The organism is Pantoea sp. FN0302 (assembly GCF_050113775.1).
In the GTDB taxonomy this organism is placed as follows: Bacteria; Pseudomonadota; Gammaproteobacteria; order Enterobacterales; family Enterobacteriaceae; genus Mixta; species Mixta alhagi.
Genome location: NZ_JBNJSM010000001.1, coordinates 1891639 through 1910964 on the forward strand (window position 1 = coordinate 1891639; position 19326 = coordinate 1910964).

General features: G+C 54.2%; 18 protein-coding genes and 2 pseudogenes. 12 read left to right on the forward strand and 8 right to left on the reverse strand.

Features of this window, described 5'->3' with window-relative positions; translation table 11 throughout:
- The first annotated feature begins 36 nt into the window (after nt 1–36).
- Entirely contained in the window at nt 37–879 is an 843-nt protein-coding gene (locus tag ACQE32_RS08825; RefSeq protein WP_426981029.1) for a pyridoxal phosphatase, read from the forward strand.
- A gap of 192 nt (nt 880–1071) precedes the next feature.
- Here ACQE32_RS08825 and ACQE32_RS08830 read toward each other — a convergent pair whose 3' ends face one another.
- The 3 genes and pseudogenes from ACQE32_RS08830 to ACQE32_RS08840 all read right to left on the reverse strand — a co-directional run.
- Nucleotides 1072–1401: a DUF1493 family protein gene (locus ACQE32_RS08830; protein WP_426974136.1), complete on the reverse strand. Its 330-nt coding sequence runs from the start codon at nt 1399–1401 to the stop codon at nt 1072–1074.
- Complete coding sequence (locus ACQE32_RS08835; protein ID WP_426974135.1) at nt 1386–1847, reverse strand: STM2901 family protein; 462 nt, start codon at nt 1845–1847, stop codon at nt 1386–1388. Before ACQE32_RS08835 ends, ACQE32_RS08830 begins: the two co-directional genes overlap by 16 nt.
- Before the next feature lie 102 nt (nt 1848–1949).
- Nucleotides 1950–2579: pseudogene (locus ACQE32_RS08840) on the reverse strand (DDE-type integrase/transposase/recombinase); the annotation flags it as partial.
- Between the two features lie 113 nt (nt 2580–2692).
- Between ACQE32_RS08840 and ACQE32_RS08845 the strand changes: the two are divergent.
- Nucleotides 2693–2917: pseudogene (locus ACQE32_RS08845) on the forward strand (HAD hydrolase family protein); the annotation flags it as partial.
- Nucleotides 2918–3010: 93 nt separating this feature from the next.
- On the opposite strand, the gene modC reads toward ACQE32_RS08845, so the two are convergent.
- The 4 genes from modC to ACQE32_RS08865 form a co-directional block, all read right to left on the reverse strand.
- Nucleotides 3011–4072, reverse strand: a complete 1062-nt coding sequence (modC, locus tag ACQE32_RS08850) for a molybdenum ABC transporter ATP-binding protein ModC (RefSeq protein WP_426974134.1) — start codon at nt 4070–4072, stop codon at nt 3011–3013.
- Nucleotides 4072–4761, reverse strand: coding sequence for a molybdate ABC transporter permease subunit (gene modB, locus ACQE32_RS08855; protein ID WP_426974133.1), 690 nt, complete (start codon nt 4759–4761; stop codon nt 4072–4074). The genes modC and modB overlap by 1 nt, the downstream gene beginning before the upstream one ends.
- The gene (modA, locus tag ACQE32_RS08860) at nt 4761–5537 is read right to left on the reverse strand and encodes a molybdate ABC transporter substrate-binding protein (protein ID WP_426974132.1); all 777 of its coding nucleotides are present in this window, start codon (nt 5535–5537) and stop codon (nt 4761–4763) included. Before modA ends, modB begins: the two co-directional genes overlap by 1 nt.
- 150 nt (nt 5538–5687) lie before the next feature.
- Nucleotides 5688–5843: an AcrZ family multidrug efflux pump-associated protein gene (locus ACQE32_RS08865; RefSeq protein ID WP_426974131.1), complete on the reverse strand. Its 156-nt coding sequence runs from the start codon at nt 5841–5843 to the stop codon at nt 5688–5690.
- Between the two features lie 164 nt (nt 5844–6007).
- Between ACQE32_RS08865 and modE the strand changes: the two genes are divergently transcribed.
- The 6 genes from modE (at nt 6008) to gpmA (ending at nt 12765) form a co-directional block, all read left to right on the forward strand.
- On the forward strand, nt 6008–6790 hold the full coding sequence (modE, locus tag ACQE32_RS08870) for a molybdenum-dependent transcriptional regulator (RefSeq protein ID WP_426974130.1): 783 nt from the start codon (nt 6008–6010) through the stop codon (nt 6788–6790).
- A 76-nt stretch (nt 6791–6866) separates the two neighbouring features.
- A complete protein-coding gene (gene modF / locus ACQE32_RS08875; RefSeq protein ID WP_427021644.1) occupies nt 6867–8336 on the forward strand; it encodes a molybdate ABC transporter ATP-binding protein ModF in 1470 nt (489 codons plus the stop codon).
- A 307-nt stretch (nt 8337–8643) separates the two neighbouring features.
- A complete protein-coding gene (gene galT / locus ACQE32_RS08880) occupies nt 8644–9696 on the forward strand; it encodes a galactose-1-phosphate uridylyltransferase (protein ID WP_426974128.1) in 1053 nt (350 codons plus the stop codon).
- Entirely contained in the window at nt 9693–10841 is a 1149-nt protein-coding gene (galK, locus tag ACQE32_RS08885) for a galactokinase (protein WP_426974127.1), read from the forward strand. The genes galT and galK overlap by 4 nt, the downstream gene beginning before the upstream one ends.
- On the forward strand, nt 10835–11866 hold the full coding sequence (gene galM, locus ACQE32_RS08890) for a galactose-1-epimerase (RefSeq protein WP_426974126.1): 1032 nt from the start codon (nt 10835–10837) through the stop codon (nt 11864–11866). Before galK ends, galM begins: the two co-directional genes overlap by 7 nt.
- 146 nt (nt 11867–12012) lie before the next feature.
- Nucleotides 12013–12765, forward strand: coding sequence for a 2,3-diphosphoglycerate-dependent phosphoglycerate mutase (gene gpmA, locus ACQE32_RS08895; RefSeq protein ID WP_085067561.1), 753 nt, complete (start codon nt 12013–12015; stop codon nt 12763–12765).
- Nucleotides 12766–12832: 67 nt separating this feature from the next.
- Here the strand turns inward: gpmA and aroG are convergent, their stop codons facing one another.
- The gene (gene aroG / locus ACQE32_RS08900) at nt 12833–13885 is read right to left on the reverse strand and encodes a 3-deoxy-7-phosphoheptulonate synthase AroG (protein ID WP_427021645.1); all 1053 of its coding nucleotides are present in this window, start codon (nt 13883–13885) and stop codon (nt 12833–12835) included.
- 293 nt (nt 13886–14178) lie between these two features.
- On the opposite strand from aroG, the gene ACQE32_RS08905 reads away from it, so the two are divergent.
- The 4 genes from ACQE32_RS08905 (at nt 14179) to zitB (ending at nt 19326) form a co-directional block, all read left to right on the forward strand.
- Nucleotides 14179–14535 (forward strand): YbgS-like family protein, encoded by a 357-nt coding sequence (locus tag ACQE32_RS08905; RefSeq protein WP_426974124.1) that lies wholly within the window; start codon nt 14179–14181, stop codon nt 14533–14535.
- Between the two features lie 174 nt (nt 14536–14709).
- Entirely contained in the window at nt 14710–15297 is a 588-nt protein-coding gene (locus ACQE32_RS08910; RefSeq protein ID WP_427021646.1) for a response regulator, read from the forward strand.
- A complete protein-coding gene (locus tag ACQE32_RS08915) occupies nt 15279–18425 on the forward strand; it encodes an ATP-binding protein (protein ID WP_427021647.1) in 3147 nt (1048 codons plus the stop codon). The genes ACQE32_RS08910 and ACQE32_RS08915 overlap by 19 nt, the downstream gene beginning before the upstream one ends.
- The gene (zitB, locus tag ACQE32_RS08920) at nt 18394–19326 is read left to right on the forward strand and encodes a CDF family zinc transporter ZitB (RefSeq protein WP_427021648.1); all 933 of its coding nucleotides are present in this window, start codon (nt 18394–18396) and stop codon (nt 19324–19326) included. The genes ACQE32_RS08915 and zitB overlap by 32 nt, the downstream gene beginning before the upstream one ends.

A 19326-nucleotide genomic window follows, 5' to 3' on the forward strand; every position in this document is an offset into this window, starting at 1 on the left:
CAGTACATCTTCTAACTAAGACACTGCGAAAATAGCATGGATTATCAGGTAATAGCTCTCGATCTGGACGGCACTTTATTGACCCCAGAAAAAAAAATCCTCTCTGAATCACTCACTGCCTTAGAGAATGCCCGTAAGTCTGGTGCAAAAGTCATCATTGTTACCGGAAGACATTTTGTTGCAATTCACCCATTTTATCAATCACTTGCATTAGATACCCCTGCGATATGCTGTAATGGTGCATTATTGTACAATTACCAAGAAAAGAAGGTGCTTGAGTCTGATCCCCTGCAAGCTGAACAAGCTATTAAGTTGATTGATCTGCTTGATAGTTACGATGTTCATGGATTGATGTACGCCGATGACGCCATGATTTATCAAGAAGCAACCGGGCACATCATCCGTACTGAAAATTGGGCAAGAGCCCTACCAGCATCGCAGCGTCCTGTGTTTAAAAAAGTAAACTCAATACGAGAAGCCGCAGATGACGTATCGGCAATCTGGAAATTTGCTCTTACTGATACTGATATAGTGAAGTTGCAAAACTTTACTGATGTGGTTGAAAGCGAGCTTGGCCTTGCTTGTGAGTGGTCTTGGCATGATCAGGTAGATATAGCCCAAAGCGGAAACAGTAAAGGTAAACGCTTAGCACAATGGGTTGAATCTCAGGGTTTATCTATGAGCCAGGTTATCGCTTTTGGTGATAACTACAACGATATTAGTATGCTAAAGAATGCTGGTCTTGGTGTAGCAATGGGTAACGCTTCTGATAAGGTTAAAGATAGCGCTGATCTTGTTATAGGTACTAATGTTGAGCCAGGAATAGCAGAAATAGTTAATAAGTATTTTTCAGAACAACAATCAACAGCGTGCAACTGAAACAGGAACGTATGAAATGATACAATTTATACCAGAAAATGGAATGCGAACTTACATTGATGAACAGTTAGTACGGCTAACCTTTCTGTGTATTTATTAATGACTATAAAAACACGGATTAAATCACATTGTTAATCTTAAAACAAAAAATGCCCATACATTGGGCATTTAAAATGAACTGTAATATATCATTCAACTATATAACCAACGTCCAGCTTTAGCACTTTCAACGAGCATACCAACTGTTAGAGGCTTATACGGATCTGGCTCTTTACTTCCAAGATATTCTGGATTCAGATAGTTAAGTATTTCAAATTTTCCTGAATCTACATTCCAACGCTTAAAGTATTCATGTAGTAACTCTTCACTATCTTCAAATACGAGTTTTAGATCGTCTCTAATACTTGTATCAAGCGTAATGGTTCGCTTTGGCCCAAAGAGAAAGTACTTTTTTGTGTTATATTCCTGATCGATAAAATCGATAATTTCTTTCTCAATATCTCTCATTAGAAGTATGTCCACTGAATGCGATCTTTAGGAGCCGCTACACGATTATATGTATCCTTAACATCTCTCTGAATGTCATAAATCGTAGTAAATGTCATAACCCAACCGAGCCAGGGAACATTACGACCAACGAACCGACCTAAATTATTGGTTGAACTTAATCTTAAGCTATTGATAGTTTTACCTGTCAACGTTGGTAATCTGATCCCACGTGGCAGTTTATAATTCAGCCAATGACTGATGTACTTAGAAGCAATAGATGTACCCGGCGTTGCCGTTCCTGGCTTGGCTCTCGTACCTATGATTGGCTGTCCTGAGATCACCAGTGCAGCATCAACCGCCGAGATCCCCAGATGATTGCTCACAACGGCGATGGTTATAGCCCACCATAGTTGTTGTGGTGTCAGGTTTGATAACCCGCCGTAGAAGTACGTACCATTCAGTGTTTCAGTAGTGTCCATTTACTCACTCCCTCTAACCATGACGAACAATTATACAACACACAATCTCGTTGTTCTAACTAACAATTATGGGAGTTATACGCAATTGTCTACTTGAAGTGGTCAACAAAAACTGGCCACATCTTTAGAGTTTTTCCAGTATCGATTTTCCGATTGGTTTGGTGGTAACCCACCGTTATATTCGTGCGGTCTGAGCGCGCTGTAATCTCCAACGATATAGTCTGTTATTGCATGGGCAGCATCACTGAAGCTTATGTAACCTGTCACCGGCACCCACTCATTCTTCAGGCTCCTCGCTCCATCGGGCTGTTATCCCGGCAGTTTCCACGTCGACTCATACTCTATTTGATCGGGCACTGCCACAGTAACTGCCGGAACTGCCTGCTTGTATAATGACTGCCCTGATCACTGTGGAACATCACTCCACCTGGCTTGCCGCGCGCTTCCCATGCCATTTCCAGCGCTTACCTGTCTAACTATACGTCACGTCGCCGCACCTGATTTGGCACTGTCACTGCGAACGGCTGCTCAAGGTGATTCGGGATAGCGACGTGTTCATGGCCGCCACGTTTATATTGATGAGTCGGCTGCTGGCAACTGACCAGCTCCAGCTCTTTCATAAGTCTGCCAGCAAGCCAGCGCCCCATCCGATAGCTTCTCTGAGTCGCCATTGTGGAGATGTTCCTTGCTCCGACCATGGCTGATGTTATACAGATCCAGCACCTGGCTTCGTCGGATTCACGTTTGAATTCACGACTAAAATTTCTTCTTTTCATTGGTGCACCTGTGTTGTTCTGAGGTAAACATATCACCTCTGTTCAGGTGGCCAAATTCAGTAAACCACTTCAAAAGGCAAACGGCTGGCGCAATGGGTCGCTTCGCAGGGACTGGAAATGAAAGATGTGCTGGCGTTCGGCGATAATTATAACGATCTCAGCATGCTGGAAACGGTGGGGCTGGGCGTCGCGATGGGCAACGCCGATGAGGCGATTAAAGCGCGCGCCGCGCGGGTTATTGGCACTAACCTGGAACCAGGGATTGCAGAAACCATTCGGCGCGAAGTGCTGTAAAGCCTTAAGTGCCATACATCAACGGACCCGCCGTTGCTGCCTTACCTGACAGGCAGAGAAAAAACCGCGGAGCCAGGGACGGCTCCGCCGCTTTCAGGGCGTGATAGAAACGCTTTTGATCTGGGCGTACAGCCACATTCCCGGTTTGATCGCCAGCTCATCGCGCGCCCACGGCGTGATGCGCGCCCACAGCTCGCTGGAACCGATACGCAGCTTGACTTCAATCTGCTGATTGGAGACTTCAATCAGCTCGCTGACCTGCGCGGGCAACACATTACGAATGGTGCTGTTAAGCGGCGGTTGCAGAATTAACGACACGTCCGATGACTGAACGCGAATACGCAGCGGCGTTTTCAGCGGCGCGTCTACCCGGCTGACCCAGATATGCTGGTCGCCAAGCGACAGTGCGGTCATGGCATAATCGGGATGCTGCTCCAGTACCTGCACGCGCAGTACGCTGCTCTGTTCGCTACGCGGCAGCCACGGACGTAGCGCGCTGCCGTTCCATACCTCTTCCAGCGTCCCGGTCGCTTTAACCTGACCGTTATCAAGTACCAGCACCCGATCCGCCAGCTGTAAGATCTCATCCAGACTGTGCGACACGTAAAGCAAGGGAATATCTACCTGCTTTGCCAGCTTCTGCAAATAGGGCAGCAGCTCGCGCTTACGTAGCAGATCCAGCGCCGCCAACGGCTCATCCATTAGCAGGATATCGGGCGCGGTTAACAGCGCGCGTCCAATCGCCACGCGTTGCTTTTCACCGCCGGAGAGCGACCAGGGAAAGCGATCCAGCAGGTCGCCAATACCCAACAAACTGACCAGCGCATCAAACTGCCCCTGGCGGCTTTTGGCCATACCGTAGCGCAGATTGCCGCGCACCCGGTAATGCGGAAACAGGCGCGCCTCCTGAAACACATAGCCGACGCGCCGTTTCTCCGGCGGTAGCCAGACAGCCTGTTCCGCATCGCTCAGCGTGCGCCCGTTCAGGCGGATATAGCCCTGCTGCGGCGCAGCCAGCCCGGCAATGGCATTGATCAATGAGGTTTTGCCCGCGCCCGAGACGCCAAAAATGGCGGTGATACCGCTGGCGGGCAGCTGCGTATCGATCTGCAGCGAGCTGTCGCCCTGTTGCAACGTGAAGTTAAGTTCCAGCATCAGCCCCCCAGACGCTTACGGCCCCAGCGAGCCAGCCATTCCGACAGCAGCAATGAAATCAGCGCCAGCGCAATAGCGATCAGGCAGAGTCTGGCGGCATTCGTTTCGGCTCCCGGCGTTTCCAGCAGCGTAAACATCGCCAGTGGAATAGTGCGGGTTTCGCCAGGAATATTGGATACAAAAGTAATGGTGGCGCCAAACTCGCCGAGCGAGCGGGCAAAGGCGAGCACGGTACCGGCGATCAGGCCCGGCAGCGTAAGCGGCAGAGTAACCGTAAAAAACACGCGCAAGCGTCCGGCCCCGAGAGTACGCGCCGCCTGCTCCAGTTTCGGATCGACCGCCTCCAGCGCCAGGCGAATAGCGCGCACCATCAGCGGCAGCGCCACCACGGCGGCAGCCAACGCTGCACCGCGCCAGCTAAACGCGAAGCTGATGCCAAACCAGTCATAGAGCCATGCGCCCAGCCAGCCGCGCCGCCCAAGCGACAGCAGCAGCAGATAACCCACCACCACCGGCGGCAGCACCAGCGGCAGATGGATCAAACTATCCAGCAGGGCTTTGCCACGAAACTCACGGCGCGCCAGCACCCAGGCGAGCAAGATGCCAAAAGGCAAACTGAATAACACAGCAATAGCAGAAACTTTCAGGCTGAGCTCGACAGCCTGCCATTCAACATCACTCAATATCATTAGCGTGGCGTAAATCCATATTTTTTAAATATTGCTGCCGCCTCAGGCCCTTTTAAGTAGTCATAAAATGCGCTGACGGCAGGATGGCGGTGATCTTTGACAATGGCCATCGGATATTCCACCGGTTTATGGCTGTTTGCCGGGAAATGCCCGACCACCGTCACGTTATGGCTGGCGACTGCATCAGAGCCGTAAACAATTCCGTAGGGGGTTTCGTTACGTTCCACCAGCGCCAGCGCGGCGCGTACATTATTGGCGCGCGCCATAACCGGCGACAGCGTATCCCAGGCGCCTAAATTTTGTAAGGCCTCTTTCGCATAAATACCGGCCGGAACATGATCCGGATCGCCGGTAGCAATACGCTGCCCCTTTAGCAGACTTTTCCAGTGGGTATTTTTATCAATGGTAACCGCTTTCGCCTGTGCATCGGCAGGCGCGATAAGCACCAAATCGTTGCCCAGCAGCGTATAGCGCGAATCGCCCTCGATACTGTTTTTTTGCGCCGCGTAATTCATCCACTGCTGATCGGCGGAAATAAACAGATCGGCCGGCGCGCCCTGCTCTATCTGACGCGCCAGCGTCGACGAGGAGGCGTAAGAGGTAACGATTTTAATCTCATGTTTGTTTTTTTCATACTGGCTGACAATATCCTGTAGCGCATTGGTCAGCGACGCGGCGGCAAACACCGTTACATTTTGCGCGGCAACGGCGTGCCCCGATACGCTCAAACTGATGGCGGCAGCACCCAGCCAGCGGCTCCATTTAACAGCAGACATAGCATTTCTCCTGGTTACGTTATATAGCGCATAATATAACGAGACAGGAAGGTATGTCATACGTTTGATCAAATAGCGGCGAATAGGTAGATAAACAGCAGGGCCGACATCATGTCCGCCCTGCTAAAAGAAGAGAATCGCGCGGTGGGATTACTGGCGATGCTTTGCCGGCTGGTCATTACGATGACCGAATTTAGAAATGACGTTGAAAACTTCGCCCAGGCCATAAATCAGGCCAAGAATGACCGCCATTACGATCGGCACCATGATCACGGCGACAGCAAGGCTTTTTAATAACTCCAGCATAGTTGCCTCGTTTATTACGGTAAAAAAACCATTTTAACCAGCGTGGCAGAAAACGCACTGCTATTTTGTGCGCTTTACCTTTCCTTAAGCGGCAATGCTTAACGCCGTGACACTCCCTGCCGCCTCTTTTACAATCCGATGATTACCACTTTTTGGGATTTAGCATGCAGGCTGATATTTCTCTGATTATTCGACTACAGCAGAAGCTGTTTGCCGATCCGCGCCGGATTGCGTTATTGCAGCAAATCAAACACACCGGTTCAATTAGCCAGGGCGCAAAGCTGGCTGGCATCAGTTACAAAAGCGCATGGGATGCGATCAATGAGATGAATCAGCTGGCGGAGCGCACGCTGGTAGAGCGCGCAACGGGCGGCAAAGGCGGCGGCGGCGCGCAGCTTACGCGCTATGGCGAACGTTTAATTGAGCTGTTCCGTCTGCTGGAGCAGATTCAGCAAAAAGCGTTTGATGTGTTGCAGGATGACCAATTGCCGCTGGATAGCCTGCTGGCAGCCATCGCCCGTTTCTCGCTGCAAACCAGCGCGCGCAATCAGCTGTTTGGCACCCTGGTGAATCGCGATGCGCAGTCGGTGCAGCAGCACGTTGAGGTGTTGTTAGCCGATCAACAGACGCGACTGAAAGCTGCCCTGACCCGGCAGAGTGCAGATCGCTTGCAGCTGAGCGCGGGCAAGGAGGTGTTACTGTTGATCAAAGCGCCCTGGATCGAGGTAAGCCATACGCCTTCCGGGGCGGATAACCAACTTCCCTGTACCATCAGCGCGATTGAGCATGGTGAGCAGCAAAGCGAAGTATTGATGCGCCTGACCAGCGGCGAAACCCTGTGCGCCACGTTAAGCAATCAGCAGGTTGCGCAGCAAAATCTACAGCCAGAGGCGACGGTGCTGGCACATTTCAATGCCGATCGGGTGATTATCGCGACGCTGCTCTGAATTGGTCACGGTTGTTTGACAAGCTTTCAGCCAGCCATTAAAAATCCTTTTTACGCTGCAAAAAACGGAATGAAAAATGGCTACATTGCAAATTTCGCAAGGCACGTTTCGTCTTAGCGATACCCGGATCCTGACCCTTAATGATTTAACGCTGCGCGGCGGAGAAAGCTGGGCTTTTGTTGGCGCTAACGGCAGCGGTAAATCTTCTCTGGCGCGCGCGTTGACAGGTGAGCTGCCGCCGCTGCAGGGCCGCTTTTCCAGCGACTTTATCCGCCCGACGCGCCTGTCGCTGGAAAAACTGCAAAAGCTGGTTGAGGAGGAGTGGCAGCGTAACAATACCGATCTCCTGAGCGAAGGCGAAGAGGATACCGGGCGCACGGCGGCGGAAATGATTCAGGAGGAGGTAAAAGATGAAACGCGCTGCCGCCAGCTGGCGCAGCTGTTCGGCATTGAATACCTGCTGGAACGCCGCTTTAAATATCTTTCCACCGGTGAAACGCGCAAAACCCTGCTTTGTCAGGCGCTTATGGCTCAGCCGGATCTGCTGGTACTGGACGAACCTTTTGATGGGCTGGATGTGGCTTCGCGCGCCAGCCTGGCGGCGCTGCTTGAGCAGCTGCATCAGCAAGGATATACCCTGGTGCTGGTGTTAAATCGCTTTGACGATATCCCCGCTTTTGTCGAGCGTACCGGCGTGCTGGCGGAGTGTAGTCTCACCTATGTCGGCGCACGCGAAACGGTGCTGGCAGAAGCGCTGGTGGCGCAGCTGGCGCACAGCGAACAGCTGGCGGGCATGGCGGTGCCGGAAGCAGATAATCCTGCTCAGCAACCGCGGCTGGCGCCTGACGTACCGCGCATCGTGCTGAAAAACGGCGTGGTCAGCTATAACGATAAACCGGTTTTACACGGGTTGACCTGGGAGGTTAAGCCAGGCGAGCACTGGCAAATCGTCGGGCCTAACGGCGCAGGGAAATCGACCTTGCTGAGCCTGGTAACCGGCGATCATCCGCAGGGTTACAGCAACGATTTAACCCTGTTTGGTCGTCGGCGCGGCAGCGGCGAAACCATCTGGGATATCAAACAGCATATTGGCTATGTCAGCAGCAGCCTGCATCTGGATTACCGCGTCGCCATCAGCGTGCGCAACGTGATCCTTTCCGGTTATTTCGACTCTATCGGCCTGTATCAGGCGGTTTCCGACCGCCAACGCAAGCTGGCTGATAACTGGCTGGCGCTGCTGGGAATGGCGACGCAGGGCGATACGCCTTTCCACAGTTTGTCGTGGGGGCAGCAGCGGCTGGTGCTGATTGCGCGGTCGCTGGTGAAACACCCTGCGCTGCTGATTCTGGACGAGCCGCTACAGGGGCTGGATCCCATCAATCGACAGCTGGTACGCCGCTTTGTAGATATATTGATTACCGAAGGCGAGACGCAATTGCTGTTTGTTTCACATCATGCTGAAGATGCGCCGCAATGTATTACCCACCGTTTGAGCTTTGTGCCGCAGGACGATCGTTACCGCTATGAAATTGCCGCGCTGAGTTAATGTTATGGCCCGGGCAAACCGGGCCATAATGAAGCCACAAACGCAGGCCGATCGTTATCTCCTGATTTCCCCTGCTCTTGTTGCATTTGCTGCGCATCACAAAGCGGCATTCATTATGTAACCGTTACCATTATTTCACCCTGTCTAATCAACCCACAAAGCATCAGGTGCTATTAACACTGGCAAATAAGAATTTTCATCTTGTGTAAACGATTCCATTTATCCAGACTGGATCACGCTTTCAGGTTTTACACTGTGCTATTTTTTATTCTGCGATCTCCGCTTTAGTCAGCTATCAGGACACAACATGGAAAAATTCAATCCGGTCGATCATCCTCATCGCCGTTATAACCCGCTGACCGATCAGTGGGTGCTGGTTTCCCCACATCGTGCGAAACGCCCATGGCAGGGCGCGCAAGAGGCACCGGCCGTGCAGCAACTGCCGAAACACGACCCTGACTGTTTTCTTTGTCCGGGGAATACCCGTGTGACCGGCGACAAAAATCCCGATTATCCCGGCACCTGGGTGTTTAACAACGACTTTGCCGCGCTGATGGTTGATACGCCTGAAGCGCCGCAAAGCGACGATATGTTGATGCGCTGCGAAAGCGCGCGCGGCACCAGCCGGGTGATCTGCTTTTCTCCTGACCACAGCAAAACGTTGCCGGAATTAAGTCTGTCGGCGCTGGAAGAGGTAGTCGCCACCTGGCAGCAGCAGACCGCCGAGCTGGGCCGCGACTATCCCTGGGTACAGGTGTTTGAAAATAAAGGCGCGGCGATGGGCTGCTCAAATCCCCATCCGCACGGTCAGGTATGGGCAAACAGTTTCCTGCCAAACGAAGTGCAGCGCGAAGATCAGCATCAGCGCGCTTACTGGCAGCAGCACGGCTCACCGATGCTGGTGGATTATGTGGCGCGTGAGCTAAAAGACGGCAGCCGCACGGTGGTGGAAACTGAACACTGGCTGGCGGTGGTGCCCTGGTGGGCGGCCTGGCCGTTTGAAACGCTGCTGCTGCCGAAAACGGCTGTTCAGCGCCTTGTGGATCTGACTGATGCGCAGCGCAGCGACCTTGCGCTGGCGCTGAAAAAGCTTACCAGCCGCTACGATAACCTGTTCCAGTGCTCTTTCCCCTACTCCATGGGCTGGCATGGCGCGCCGTTCAATGGCGAAGAGAACCCGCACTGGCAGCTGCATGCACATTTTTATCCGCCGCTGCTGCGTTCGGCGACGGTACGTAAGTTTATGGTTGGGTATGAAATGCTGGCAGAAACCCAGCGCGACTTAACCGCAGAACAGGCAGCGGAGCGCCTGCGTTCCGTCAGTGATATTCATTTCCGCCAGACGGGAGACTCAGAATGACGTTAAAAACCACTACCGATCAGATTTTCCAGCAGCAGTTTGGCTATCAGCCGACACACACCATTCAGGCACCGGGCCGCGTCAACCTGATCGGTGAACATACCGATTACAACGACGGCTTTGTGTTGCCCTGCGCTATTGATTACCAGACGGTGATCAGCTGCGCCAGGCGTGACGATCGTCAGGTGCGGGTTATCGCGGTAGATTATGATAATCAGCAGGACAGCTTCTCGCTGGATGAGCCGATTATGAGCGTTAAAGAGCCGATGTGGGCGAATTACGTGCGCGGCGTGGTGAAACATTTACAAAAGCGCAGCGGCAACTTTAACGGCGCGGACCTGGTGATCAGCGGCAACGTGCCGCAGGGGGCTGGACTCAGCTCATCTGCGTCGCTGGAAGTGGCAGTGGGTACCGTATTCCAGCAGCTTTACCATCTGCCGCTGGATGGCGCCGAGATCGCGGTAAACGGTCAGGAAGCGGAAAACCAGTTCGTCGGCTGTAACTGCGGCATCATGGATCAGCTGATCTCCGCGCTGGGTAAAAAAGATCACGCTATGCTGCTTGACTGCCGCACATTGGGCACGCGTGCGGTGCCGATGCCGCAGGATGTGGCGGTGGTGATTATTAACTCGAACTTCCGTCGCAGCCTGGTAGGCAGTGAGTACAACACGCGCCGCGAGCAGTGCGAAACCGGCGCACGTTTCTTCAGCCAGCCCGCGCTGCGCGATGTGGATATCAATCAGTTCAGAGCAGTAGAACATGAGCTGGATCCGCAGGTTGCCAAACGCGTGCGTCACGTATTAACCGAGAACGCCCGCACGCTGGAAGCTGCCGAGGCGCTAAGCAAAGGCGACCTGAAACGCATGGGTGAGCTGATGGCGGAATCACACGCCTCAATGCGCGATGATTTTGAGATCACCGTACCGCCTGTCGACCAGCTGGTTGAGATAGTGAAAGACGTTATCGGCGATCGGGGCGGCGTGCGGATGACCGGCGGCGGCTTTGGCGGCTGCGTGGTGGCGCTGATTCCGGTTGACCTGGTGGAGCCGGTAAAAGCCGCCGTTGCCAGCCAGTACGAAGCCAAAACCGGGATTAAAGAGACCTTTTATGTCTGCAAGGCATCGGAGGGCGCGGGACAATGCTAAACGAAGCGACTTCACTGGCTCCCGACGGCCAGCCGTGGCGCATTACCGTACTGCGCAACGGCAAGGGCATGGTCGCCACCTTTATGGACTGGGGCGCGACCTGGCTCTCGGCGCGCGTCCCCATGAAAGATGGCAGCATTCGTGAAGCGCTGCTCGGCTGCGCAACGCCTGCCGACTACCTTAAGCAGACCGCTTATCTTGGCGCGACCGTAGGCCGCTACGCCAACCGTATCGCCAGTGCGCGTCTGAACAAGGCGGATATTTTTTTAGCGGCAAATCAGGGCGCGCATCAGCTGCACGGCGGCCCGGAAGGTTTCGATAAACGCCGCTGGCAGATTGTTCGCCAGAACGAAAACAGCGTTATTTACCGTATCGATTCACCCGACGGCGACCAGGGCTATCCCGGCAATCTTATCGCTCAGGTGGAATATCGGCTGGATGATAATAACTGCCTGTGGATTAACTGGGAGGCGCAGGTGGATCGTTCCTGCCCGGTCAATCTGACCAATCACGCCTATTTCAATCTGGACGCGCATCACGGCGATGCGCGTCAGCACAGGTTGCAGCTCAGCGCCGATCGCTATTTGCCGGTAGACAGCGAAGGCATTCCGCGCGCGCCGCTACAGACGGTAGAGAACAGCGGCTTTGATTTCCGCCAGCCCAAATCCATTAGCCGTGACTTTTTGCAGGATGAGGATCAGCGTCTGGTACAGGGCTACGACCATGCCTTTCTGCTGAATGAACGCGATGCCGCGCAACCTGCAGCGCAGCTCTGGTCGGCAGACGGCAAACTTAAGCTGACGGTGCATACCAGCGCGCCGGCGCTGCAGTTTTACAGCGGCAATTATCTGGCAGGAACGCCGGCACGTGACCAGGAGAGCTATACTGCTTTCCAGGGCATCGCGCTGGAGAGTGAGTTTTTACCCGACTCACCTAACCATCCTGAATGGCCCCAGCCTGACTGTTGGTTACAACCGGGCGAAACCTATCACAGTGTTACCCGCTATACGTTAACGGCGGAATAACATCAGGCTGAAAAACAGGCATCGCGCAGGTTGAGTACTTACGCCGTGCGTAGAATTCCGCTATGGTAGGGCACTATCGATTGCCGTGCCGCGCGCGACGGCAATATAATGGTTTCATTATCATACGAGCGTTAAGGAGTTAAGCTATGGCTGTAACTAAGCTGGTTCTGGTGCGCCACGGCGAAAGCCAGTGGAACAACGAAAACCGCTTTACCGGATGGTACGATGTGGATCTGTCTGATAAAGGCCGCGGAGAAGCAAAAGCAGCAGGTCAGCTGCTGAAAAAAGAGGGGTTCACCTTCGATTTCGCTTACACCTCCGTGCTGAAGCGCGCAATTCACACTCTGTGGAACATTCTGGACGAACTGGATCAGGCCTGGCTGCCGGTTGAAAAATCCTGGCGTCTGAATGAGCGTCACTACGGTGCGCTGCAGGGCCTGAACAAAGCAGAAACCGCTGAGAAGTATGGCGACGAGCAGGTAAAACAGTGGCGTCGCGGCTTTGCCGTTACCCCGCCGGAACTGGATCGCGAAGATGAACGCTTCCCGGGCCACGATCCGCGCTATGCGAAACTGACCGCTGAACAGCTGCCTACCACGGAAAGCCTGGCGCTGACCATTGAACGCGTTATCCCTTACTGGAATGAATCTATTCTGCCGCGCCTGAAAAGCGGTGAGAAAGTGATCATTGCCGCTCACGGTAACTCACTGCGCGCGCTGGTGAAATATCTGGATAACATGAGCGAAGAAGAGATCCTCGAACTGAACATCCCAACTGGCGTACCGCTGGTTTATGAGTTCGACGAAAACTTCAAGCCGCTTAAGCGTTACTATCTGGGCGACGCTGACGAAATCGCAGCGAAAGCCGCAGCGGTAGCGAACCAGGGCAAAGCGAAGTAATTCGTTATTTGCAAAAAAACCCGCCAGACGGCGGGTTTTTTATTGCTGCCTACGCCTAAGACGACGCTCAGCCCCGGCGCGCTTTTACCGCAGCGGCCAGCCGATGCAGTACCTTCTCCGTATCTTCCCAGCCGATGCAGGCGTCGGTAATGCTCTTGCCGTAAACCAGCGGCTCGCCGCTTTCCAGGCTTTGATTACCTTCCACCAGATGACTTTCGATCATCACGCCGATAATGCCCTGCTCTCCGCCTTCGATCTGCTGTGCAACATCCTCAGCCACTACCATCTGACGCTGGAACTGCTTACTGCTGTTAGCATGGCTGAAATCGATCATAACCTGAGCCGGCAGACCCGCTTTTTCCAGACCCGCTTTTACTGTGCTGACATGATGCGCACTGTAGTTCGGCTCTTTACCGCCGCGCAGGATAATATGGCAGTCACCGTTGCCGCTGGTTTCAACAATCGCAGAATGGCCATACTTGGTCACCGACAGGAAACAGTGTGGCGATCCGGCCGCGTTAATCGCATCAATCGCCACTTTAATGGTGCCGTCAGTGCCGTTCTTAAAGCCTACCGGGCAGGAAAGGCCTGAAGCCAGTTCACGGTGCACCTGTGATTCGGTGGTACGTGCGCCAATTGCTCCCCAGCTCATCAGGTCGGCAAGATACTGCGGGGTGATCATATCCAGGAATTCACCCGCCGTCGGCAGACCGGCGTCATTGATGTCCAGCAACAGTTTGCGGGCAATGCGCAAACCATCATTGATCTGGAAGCTGCCGTCCATCAGCGGATCGTTGATCAGCCCTTTCCAGCCCACCGTGGTACGCGGCTTTTCAAAATAGACGCGCATCACGATTTCCAGCTCGCCGCTTAACGCTTCACGCAGCGTTGACAGACGGTCAGCATATTCTTTGGCTGCTTCAACATCATGAATAGAACAGGGACCGATCACCACCAGCAAACGGTCATCTTCATTTTTCAGAATTTTGTGAATCGCCTGACGCGAAGCGGCAACGGTCGTCGCAGCTTTTTCCGTCGAGGGAAACTTTTCCAGTAGCGCAACCGGAGGTAACAGTTCTTTTATCTCTTTGATTCTTAAATCATCATTCTGGTAATTCATAAGCTATCCATTTTTATATTTTGCCTGTCATGCAGCTGGCACACCTTGCCCAATCTATCCCGTCACTGCCGCGCTGTAAATCGCGTTTCCCTAAACAAAGGGCATTTGGGATTTGCGTTTCTTTGGTTCCTTACTACACTTTTAACCGTTAGTTCTTAAAAATTTATTATTTTCATCACAAGTTTTCGCCATATGTTGCTGTGGCGATATATTGTTTTGCCTGCACGAGAAAATGACTTAAACGTTTTATCAGGTTTCGTCAGCAACTATCAATAATTAACGGGAGCATAATTATGAATAAGTTTGCCATTGCAATTCTGACAGCAGCCATGACTTTGGGCAGCGGTGCCGCACTGGCCGCAGACGGTAATAACGGTGCAGCAAACCAGGCAGCGGATGCCGGCGCAGTAGCGCCAGGCGCAAAAGAAAATTTGCCGCCGAATAATGTTGATAATAGCCAGATTAACAATTCCGGTATTAATAATAATACCAGCAGCACGCCAACCGCTGGCAGCAACGGCATGAGCGCTGATGAAATGGATAAAAACGCGCAGTGTAAAGACGGCAAATGCCCTAACATCAATGAAAAAGTTCAGACGCAGCAGGGCGGTGGCGACGTTGATCGTAAAACCGACGGCACGACGCAATAACATGACGCCGTCATGCTGATTAAATAAAAGAGAGCCGCGGCTCTCTTTTATTTTGACCCACGATAAATTTTTGCTGGTTTACCGCCTTCTCTTCTGCCAGACATTGCTTCCACCGCTTTTTTCGCTATTCTAAGATGCTGTAATAAATCAAATAACGATCAATGAAATATTTCTATGGTGCATCTGTTACTTATTGACGACCATCCGCTGGTGCAGGTTGCGCTGGAAGCTGCACTGGCAAATGCGCCTATTCGCCTGAGCCTGACGGCAGTGGATAACGAAGCCGCCGCTTTTCAGGCTTTGCAGCAGCAAATGCCCCATTTGGTGATCCTGGATATCAGCCTGCCTGACAGCAATGGGCTGGAGATGCTCAAGCTGCTTAAACGCCGTTTTCCTGATCTGCCGGTGCTGATCTACTCTGCTCAAACCGAGCGCCTGTATATGCAAATGGCGCAGGCTACCGGTGCCGCTGGCTACATTGTAAAAAGTCAGAGTATGCCGCAATTGCTGAGCGCTATTCTTGCGGTGCTGGGCGGGAAGACGGTTTTCGCCGCCGATATTTCCGCTGCAGGCGCTTTGCCACTGACCGGCAAAGAACAGCAGGTGCTTTCCTTACTGGCACAGGGCTTGTCTAATTTGCAGATCGCTCAACAGCTGCATATCAGCAATAAAACGGTCAGTACGCATAAAAAGAATATTCTGGAGAAAACCGGAGCCCATTCCGTCCTGGATCTCGCCGCCTTATGGAAAGCTCAGCAATAGCTCGCCTGCTGCTGCTGGCGCTGCTGCTGAGCCTTCCGGCCACCGCCGCCTGGCGACCGGTAAGCAGTATGCCGCTGCCGCAGGAGCTGATGATGCCGGGCGGCGAAACAGGGCCCTGGCAGGGAAAAACGTTGCGCGTAGGCGTGCTGCAGGCCAGCAGCGCGCCGTGGAATATGTTTGTCGGTAAGGATTTATATGGCATCAACGCCGATTACCTGGTGGCGCTGGGTAATCTGACCGGCGCGCGCTTTGCCATTAACAGCTATCCGACTAACGCTGCGCTGCTGGATGCGCTGCGTCAGGGCAAGGAAGATCTCGCCTTTGGCATCCCGCGTCAGGCGATCGCCGACGATCTTTACGCCACCCGCCCCTGGTTTAGTACCCCGCTACGCATCTACCGCAGCCGCCAGAATCATCGCCCGGTCATGTTTAATTCGCAGGAGGCACGCATTGCGGTTAGCGCCAGCACGCTGCAGCAAGTTGATCCTGACTTTGCGCATCGTCACCGCTGGGAAACTTACAGCAGTGATTTACAGGCGCTCTATACCCTGTTCAATCGGCAAAACGATTATGTTGTGGCGGATGAAACCAGCGCGGGCTTTCTGCTCAGCCAGCTACAGCAGGGAGAAATTTATCAGATCGCCTCCACGCTTGAGCCGGGTGAACTGAGCCTGTACGCCGTTACGCCGCAGGTCGCGCTGCGCGACGCGCTGAATCAGGCGATTCGGCAACTGCCGGTCGAAGTGATTAATGGTATCCAGGGGCGCTGGAGCATGCAGCTACCGCGCTACTCGGATACCAATACGCTGCATCTTACCGCAATGGAAAAGGCCTGGCTGAAGCAGCATCCGCAGGTGGTCTATAGTGCGCTAACGGATAATTATCCCTGGAGCTACCGCAGCGCCAGCGGCGAAGCGCGCGGTTACAGCGTCGACCTGCTGAACGCCATCGGACAAAGTACCGGCCTGCGCTTTACCCCGCTGTGGGTTAATAATCCGCAGCAGGCGCGGGAACGGGTCAGCACAGGCCAGGCGCTGATTGAGCTGGTGCAGCCGTTGACCGGCAGCGATGGCATGGAAAGCAGCACGCTTCCGGTCTGGCGTGCGCTATGGGGCGTTTATGTCGGCGCGCTGTCGCCCAACCTTACCCGCTGGCAGGATTTACAGGGCAAACGCGTGGGTATCCGGCGTGGCGATTTAGCACTACAGCTGCTCCCTGAAGGCGTTACCGTGCAACCTTTTGACGATGCCCCCACACTGTATAATGCGCTGGCCAACGGACAGCTGGATGCGGTGGTAGATAATGTGCTCTCGGCACGCTGGCTGATACAAAGCCGCTACGGCGAGGCCGTGCGCTTCGCCTTTGCCGCCAGCGATATTGCCTGGCCGATCGCGATGGGCGTCAACAGTCAGCAGCCGCTGCTGCGTGCCATCCTCGATAAAGGACTGCAGCAGATTCCACCCGATACCCAGCAACGTATGCGAGCCGCATGGAGCAATGAAAATCAGCCCGGCGGTGCGGATAGCGGCACCATGCGCCCCGTTATTCTGACGCTGTTGATTCTCGCCCTGGCCGCTATTCTGCTACTGCTGGCGTTGCTGGTACGCCGCTGGCGGCAACAGCGCCTGGAAGCGCGGCAGCGTTTACGGCTTGAGCAGGAGCGCGAGGCGGCAGAACAAGCCAACCGCATGAAAAGCCAGTTTATCGCCAGCGTCAGCCATGAACTGCGTACGCCAATGCAGGCGATTCTCGGCCTGCTGGAGCTGGAGCTGGCCCATCAGCCACAGACAAGCCGCCTGAGATTAATCCACAGCAGCGCCACCTCACTGATGTCGTTATTAAACGATCTCCAGGATCATGCGCGGATCGAAAATAACACCTTTAGTTTGCAGCCGGTCCCGCTGGATCTCCAACAGTGGCTGGAGGATCTTTCCCGCTTCTGGTCGCCGCTGATGCGTACCAACGGTCCCGCCTTCAACGTGAAAGCGCTGAGCGCCCTGCCCCGGCGCGTGTTGCTGGATGGCGGCCGACTGCAGCAGATTGCCACAAACCTGATCAGCAATGCGCTGAAATTTACCGCTCAGGGCACCATTACCCTGACGCTGAGCGCCACGGATAGTGAGCTTACGCTATGCGTTACCGATAGCGGCTACGGTATCCCTGCGGATGAGCAGGCGCGACTGTTTGAACCCTGGTATCAGACACCTTCAGGGCGTGCGCGCTCTGTCCAGGGAAGCGGACTGGGACTCTCGATTTGTCGTGAAATAGCGCGCCGAATGGGTGGCGATATCATTCTATACTCGCAGCCCGGCCAGGGCACCCGGGTCACCGTGACGCTACCGCTGACCTTCACTTCCGAAGCGTCATTGATTACGGCATCTTCCGCCAATAATCCCTCAGAGCTTCAGCATCTAACGATTGCGGTAGTTGACGATCATCCTACCAACTTGCTGGTTATGCAGCAGCAGCTCAACTGGCTGGGCGCACATGTTCAGGTGTTCGCTGAAGGGCGCGCGCTGCTGCGGGCCGCACAAAGTACCCGCTTCGATATTATTTTTATCGATTACAATATGCCGCATCCCGATGGCCCAACGGTGGCGCGCATTTTACGGCGACGCGAACGCGGTGCGGAAAAACGCACCCGGCTTATCTACTGTAGCGCCGACGTTCAGCTGCCACAGCACCCGGAAGCCTGGCGCGAGGCGGACGAAGTGATACTGAAGCCGGTCAGCCTCACGGCGCTGCGAACCCTGTTAACCAGCCAGCCGGCTACCCAGATCCAGGATGAGCTGGAGCAACAACTCTGGCAGTTGGCCAACCGGGATGCGGCATTCTTACCACGGGTCATCACCACGCTGCGTCAGACGCTTCAGGAAGACAGCGAGGCTATTCAGCAGGCGCTCGATCGACAGGACTGGGCGCAGCTGGAAAAACATGCTCATCGCATGAAGGGCAGCTGGTTGCTGTTAGGTATTGATGAAGGCAAGCAGCTTTGCCAGCAGCTGGGCGCGCAGGCGCAGGCGCGGCAGGCGTGCGGGGAAACCAGCCGTTTACTGTTATTATTAATCAAAGATTTATTAGCCAGACTGGAAAACTATGACGCATCATCATTCACACCCGGAACATGACGGCAACCGCTCCCGCCTGCTCGCGGCCTTTATTGTTACCGCCCTGTTTATGCTGGCAGAAGTGGCAGGCGGGCTGCTCTCCGGCTCGCTGGCACTGCTGGCCGATGCCGGTCATATGCTGACGGATACCGCCGCGCTGCTGATGGCTCTGCTGGCGGTACATTTTGCGCAGCGTAAGCCGAACGCCAGCCATACCTTTGGCTGGCTGCGCCTGACCACGCTGGCTGCCTTTGTTAACGCCATCGCGCTCTTTGTGATTACCGTACTGATTGTCTGGGAAGCGATGCAGCGCTTTTATCAGCCGCAACCGGTAGCAAGCGGGATGATGCTGGCTATCGCCATTGGCGGCCTGTTGGCCAATCTGCTCTCTTTCTGGCTGCTGCATCGTGGCAGCAGCGAAAGCAATCTGAACGTGCGGGCGGCGGCGCTGCACGTGCTGGGCGATCTACTCGGCTCTCTGGGAGCGATTGTTGCGGCGTTAATTATTATGTTTACCGGCTGGACGCCTGTGGATCCCATTTTGTCGCTGGTGGTCTCCGCGCTGGTGCTACGCAGCGCCTGGGCATTGCTTAAAGAGAGCCTGCATGAATTGCTGGAAGGCGCGCCTGCGGCGATTGACGCAGAGAAGCTAAAGCGTGATTTAACGCTGAATATTCCGGAAGTGCGTAATGTGCATCATGTTCATCTTTGGCAGGTAGGCGAAAAGCCTGTCGTCACGCTACACGTTCACGTGATCCCCCCTTACGATCATGACGCGCTGTTGCAGCGTATTCATCACTATTTGCATCAGCGCTATCAGATCGATCACGCTACGGTTCAGATGGAATACCAGGCCTGCGAAGGGGGGGACTGCGGCCTGACGCTGGGCGCGTCGTCGCACGCCCATCATCACCATCACTAA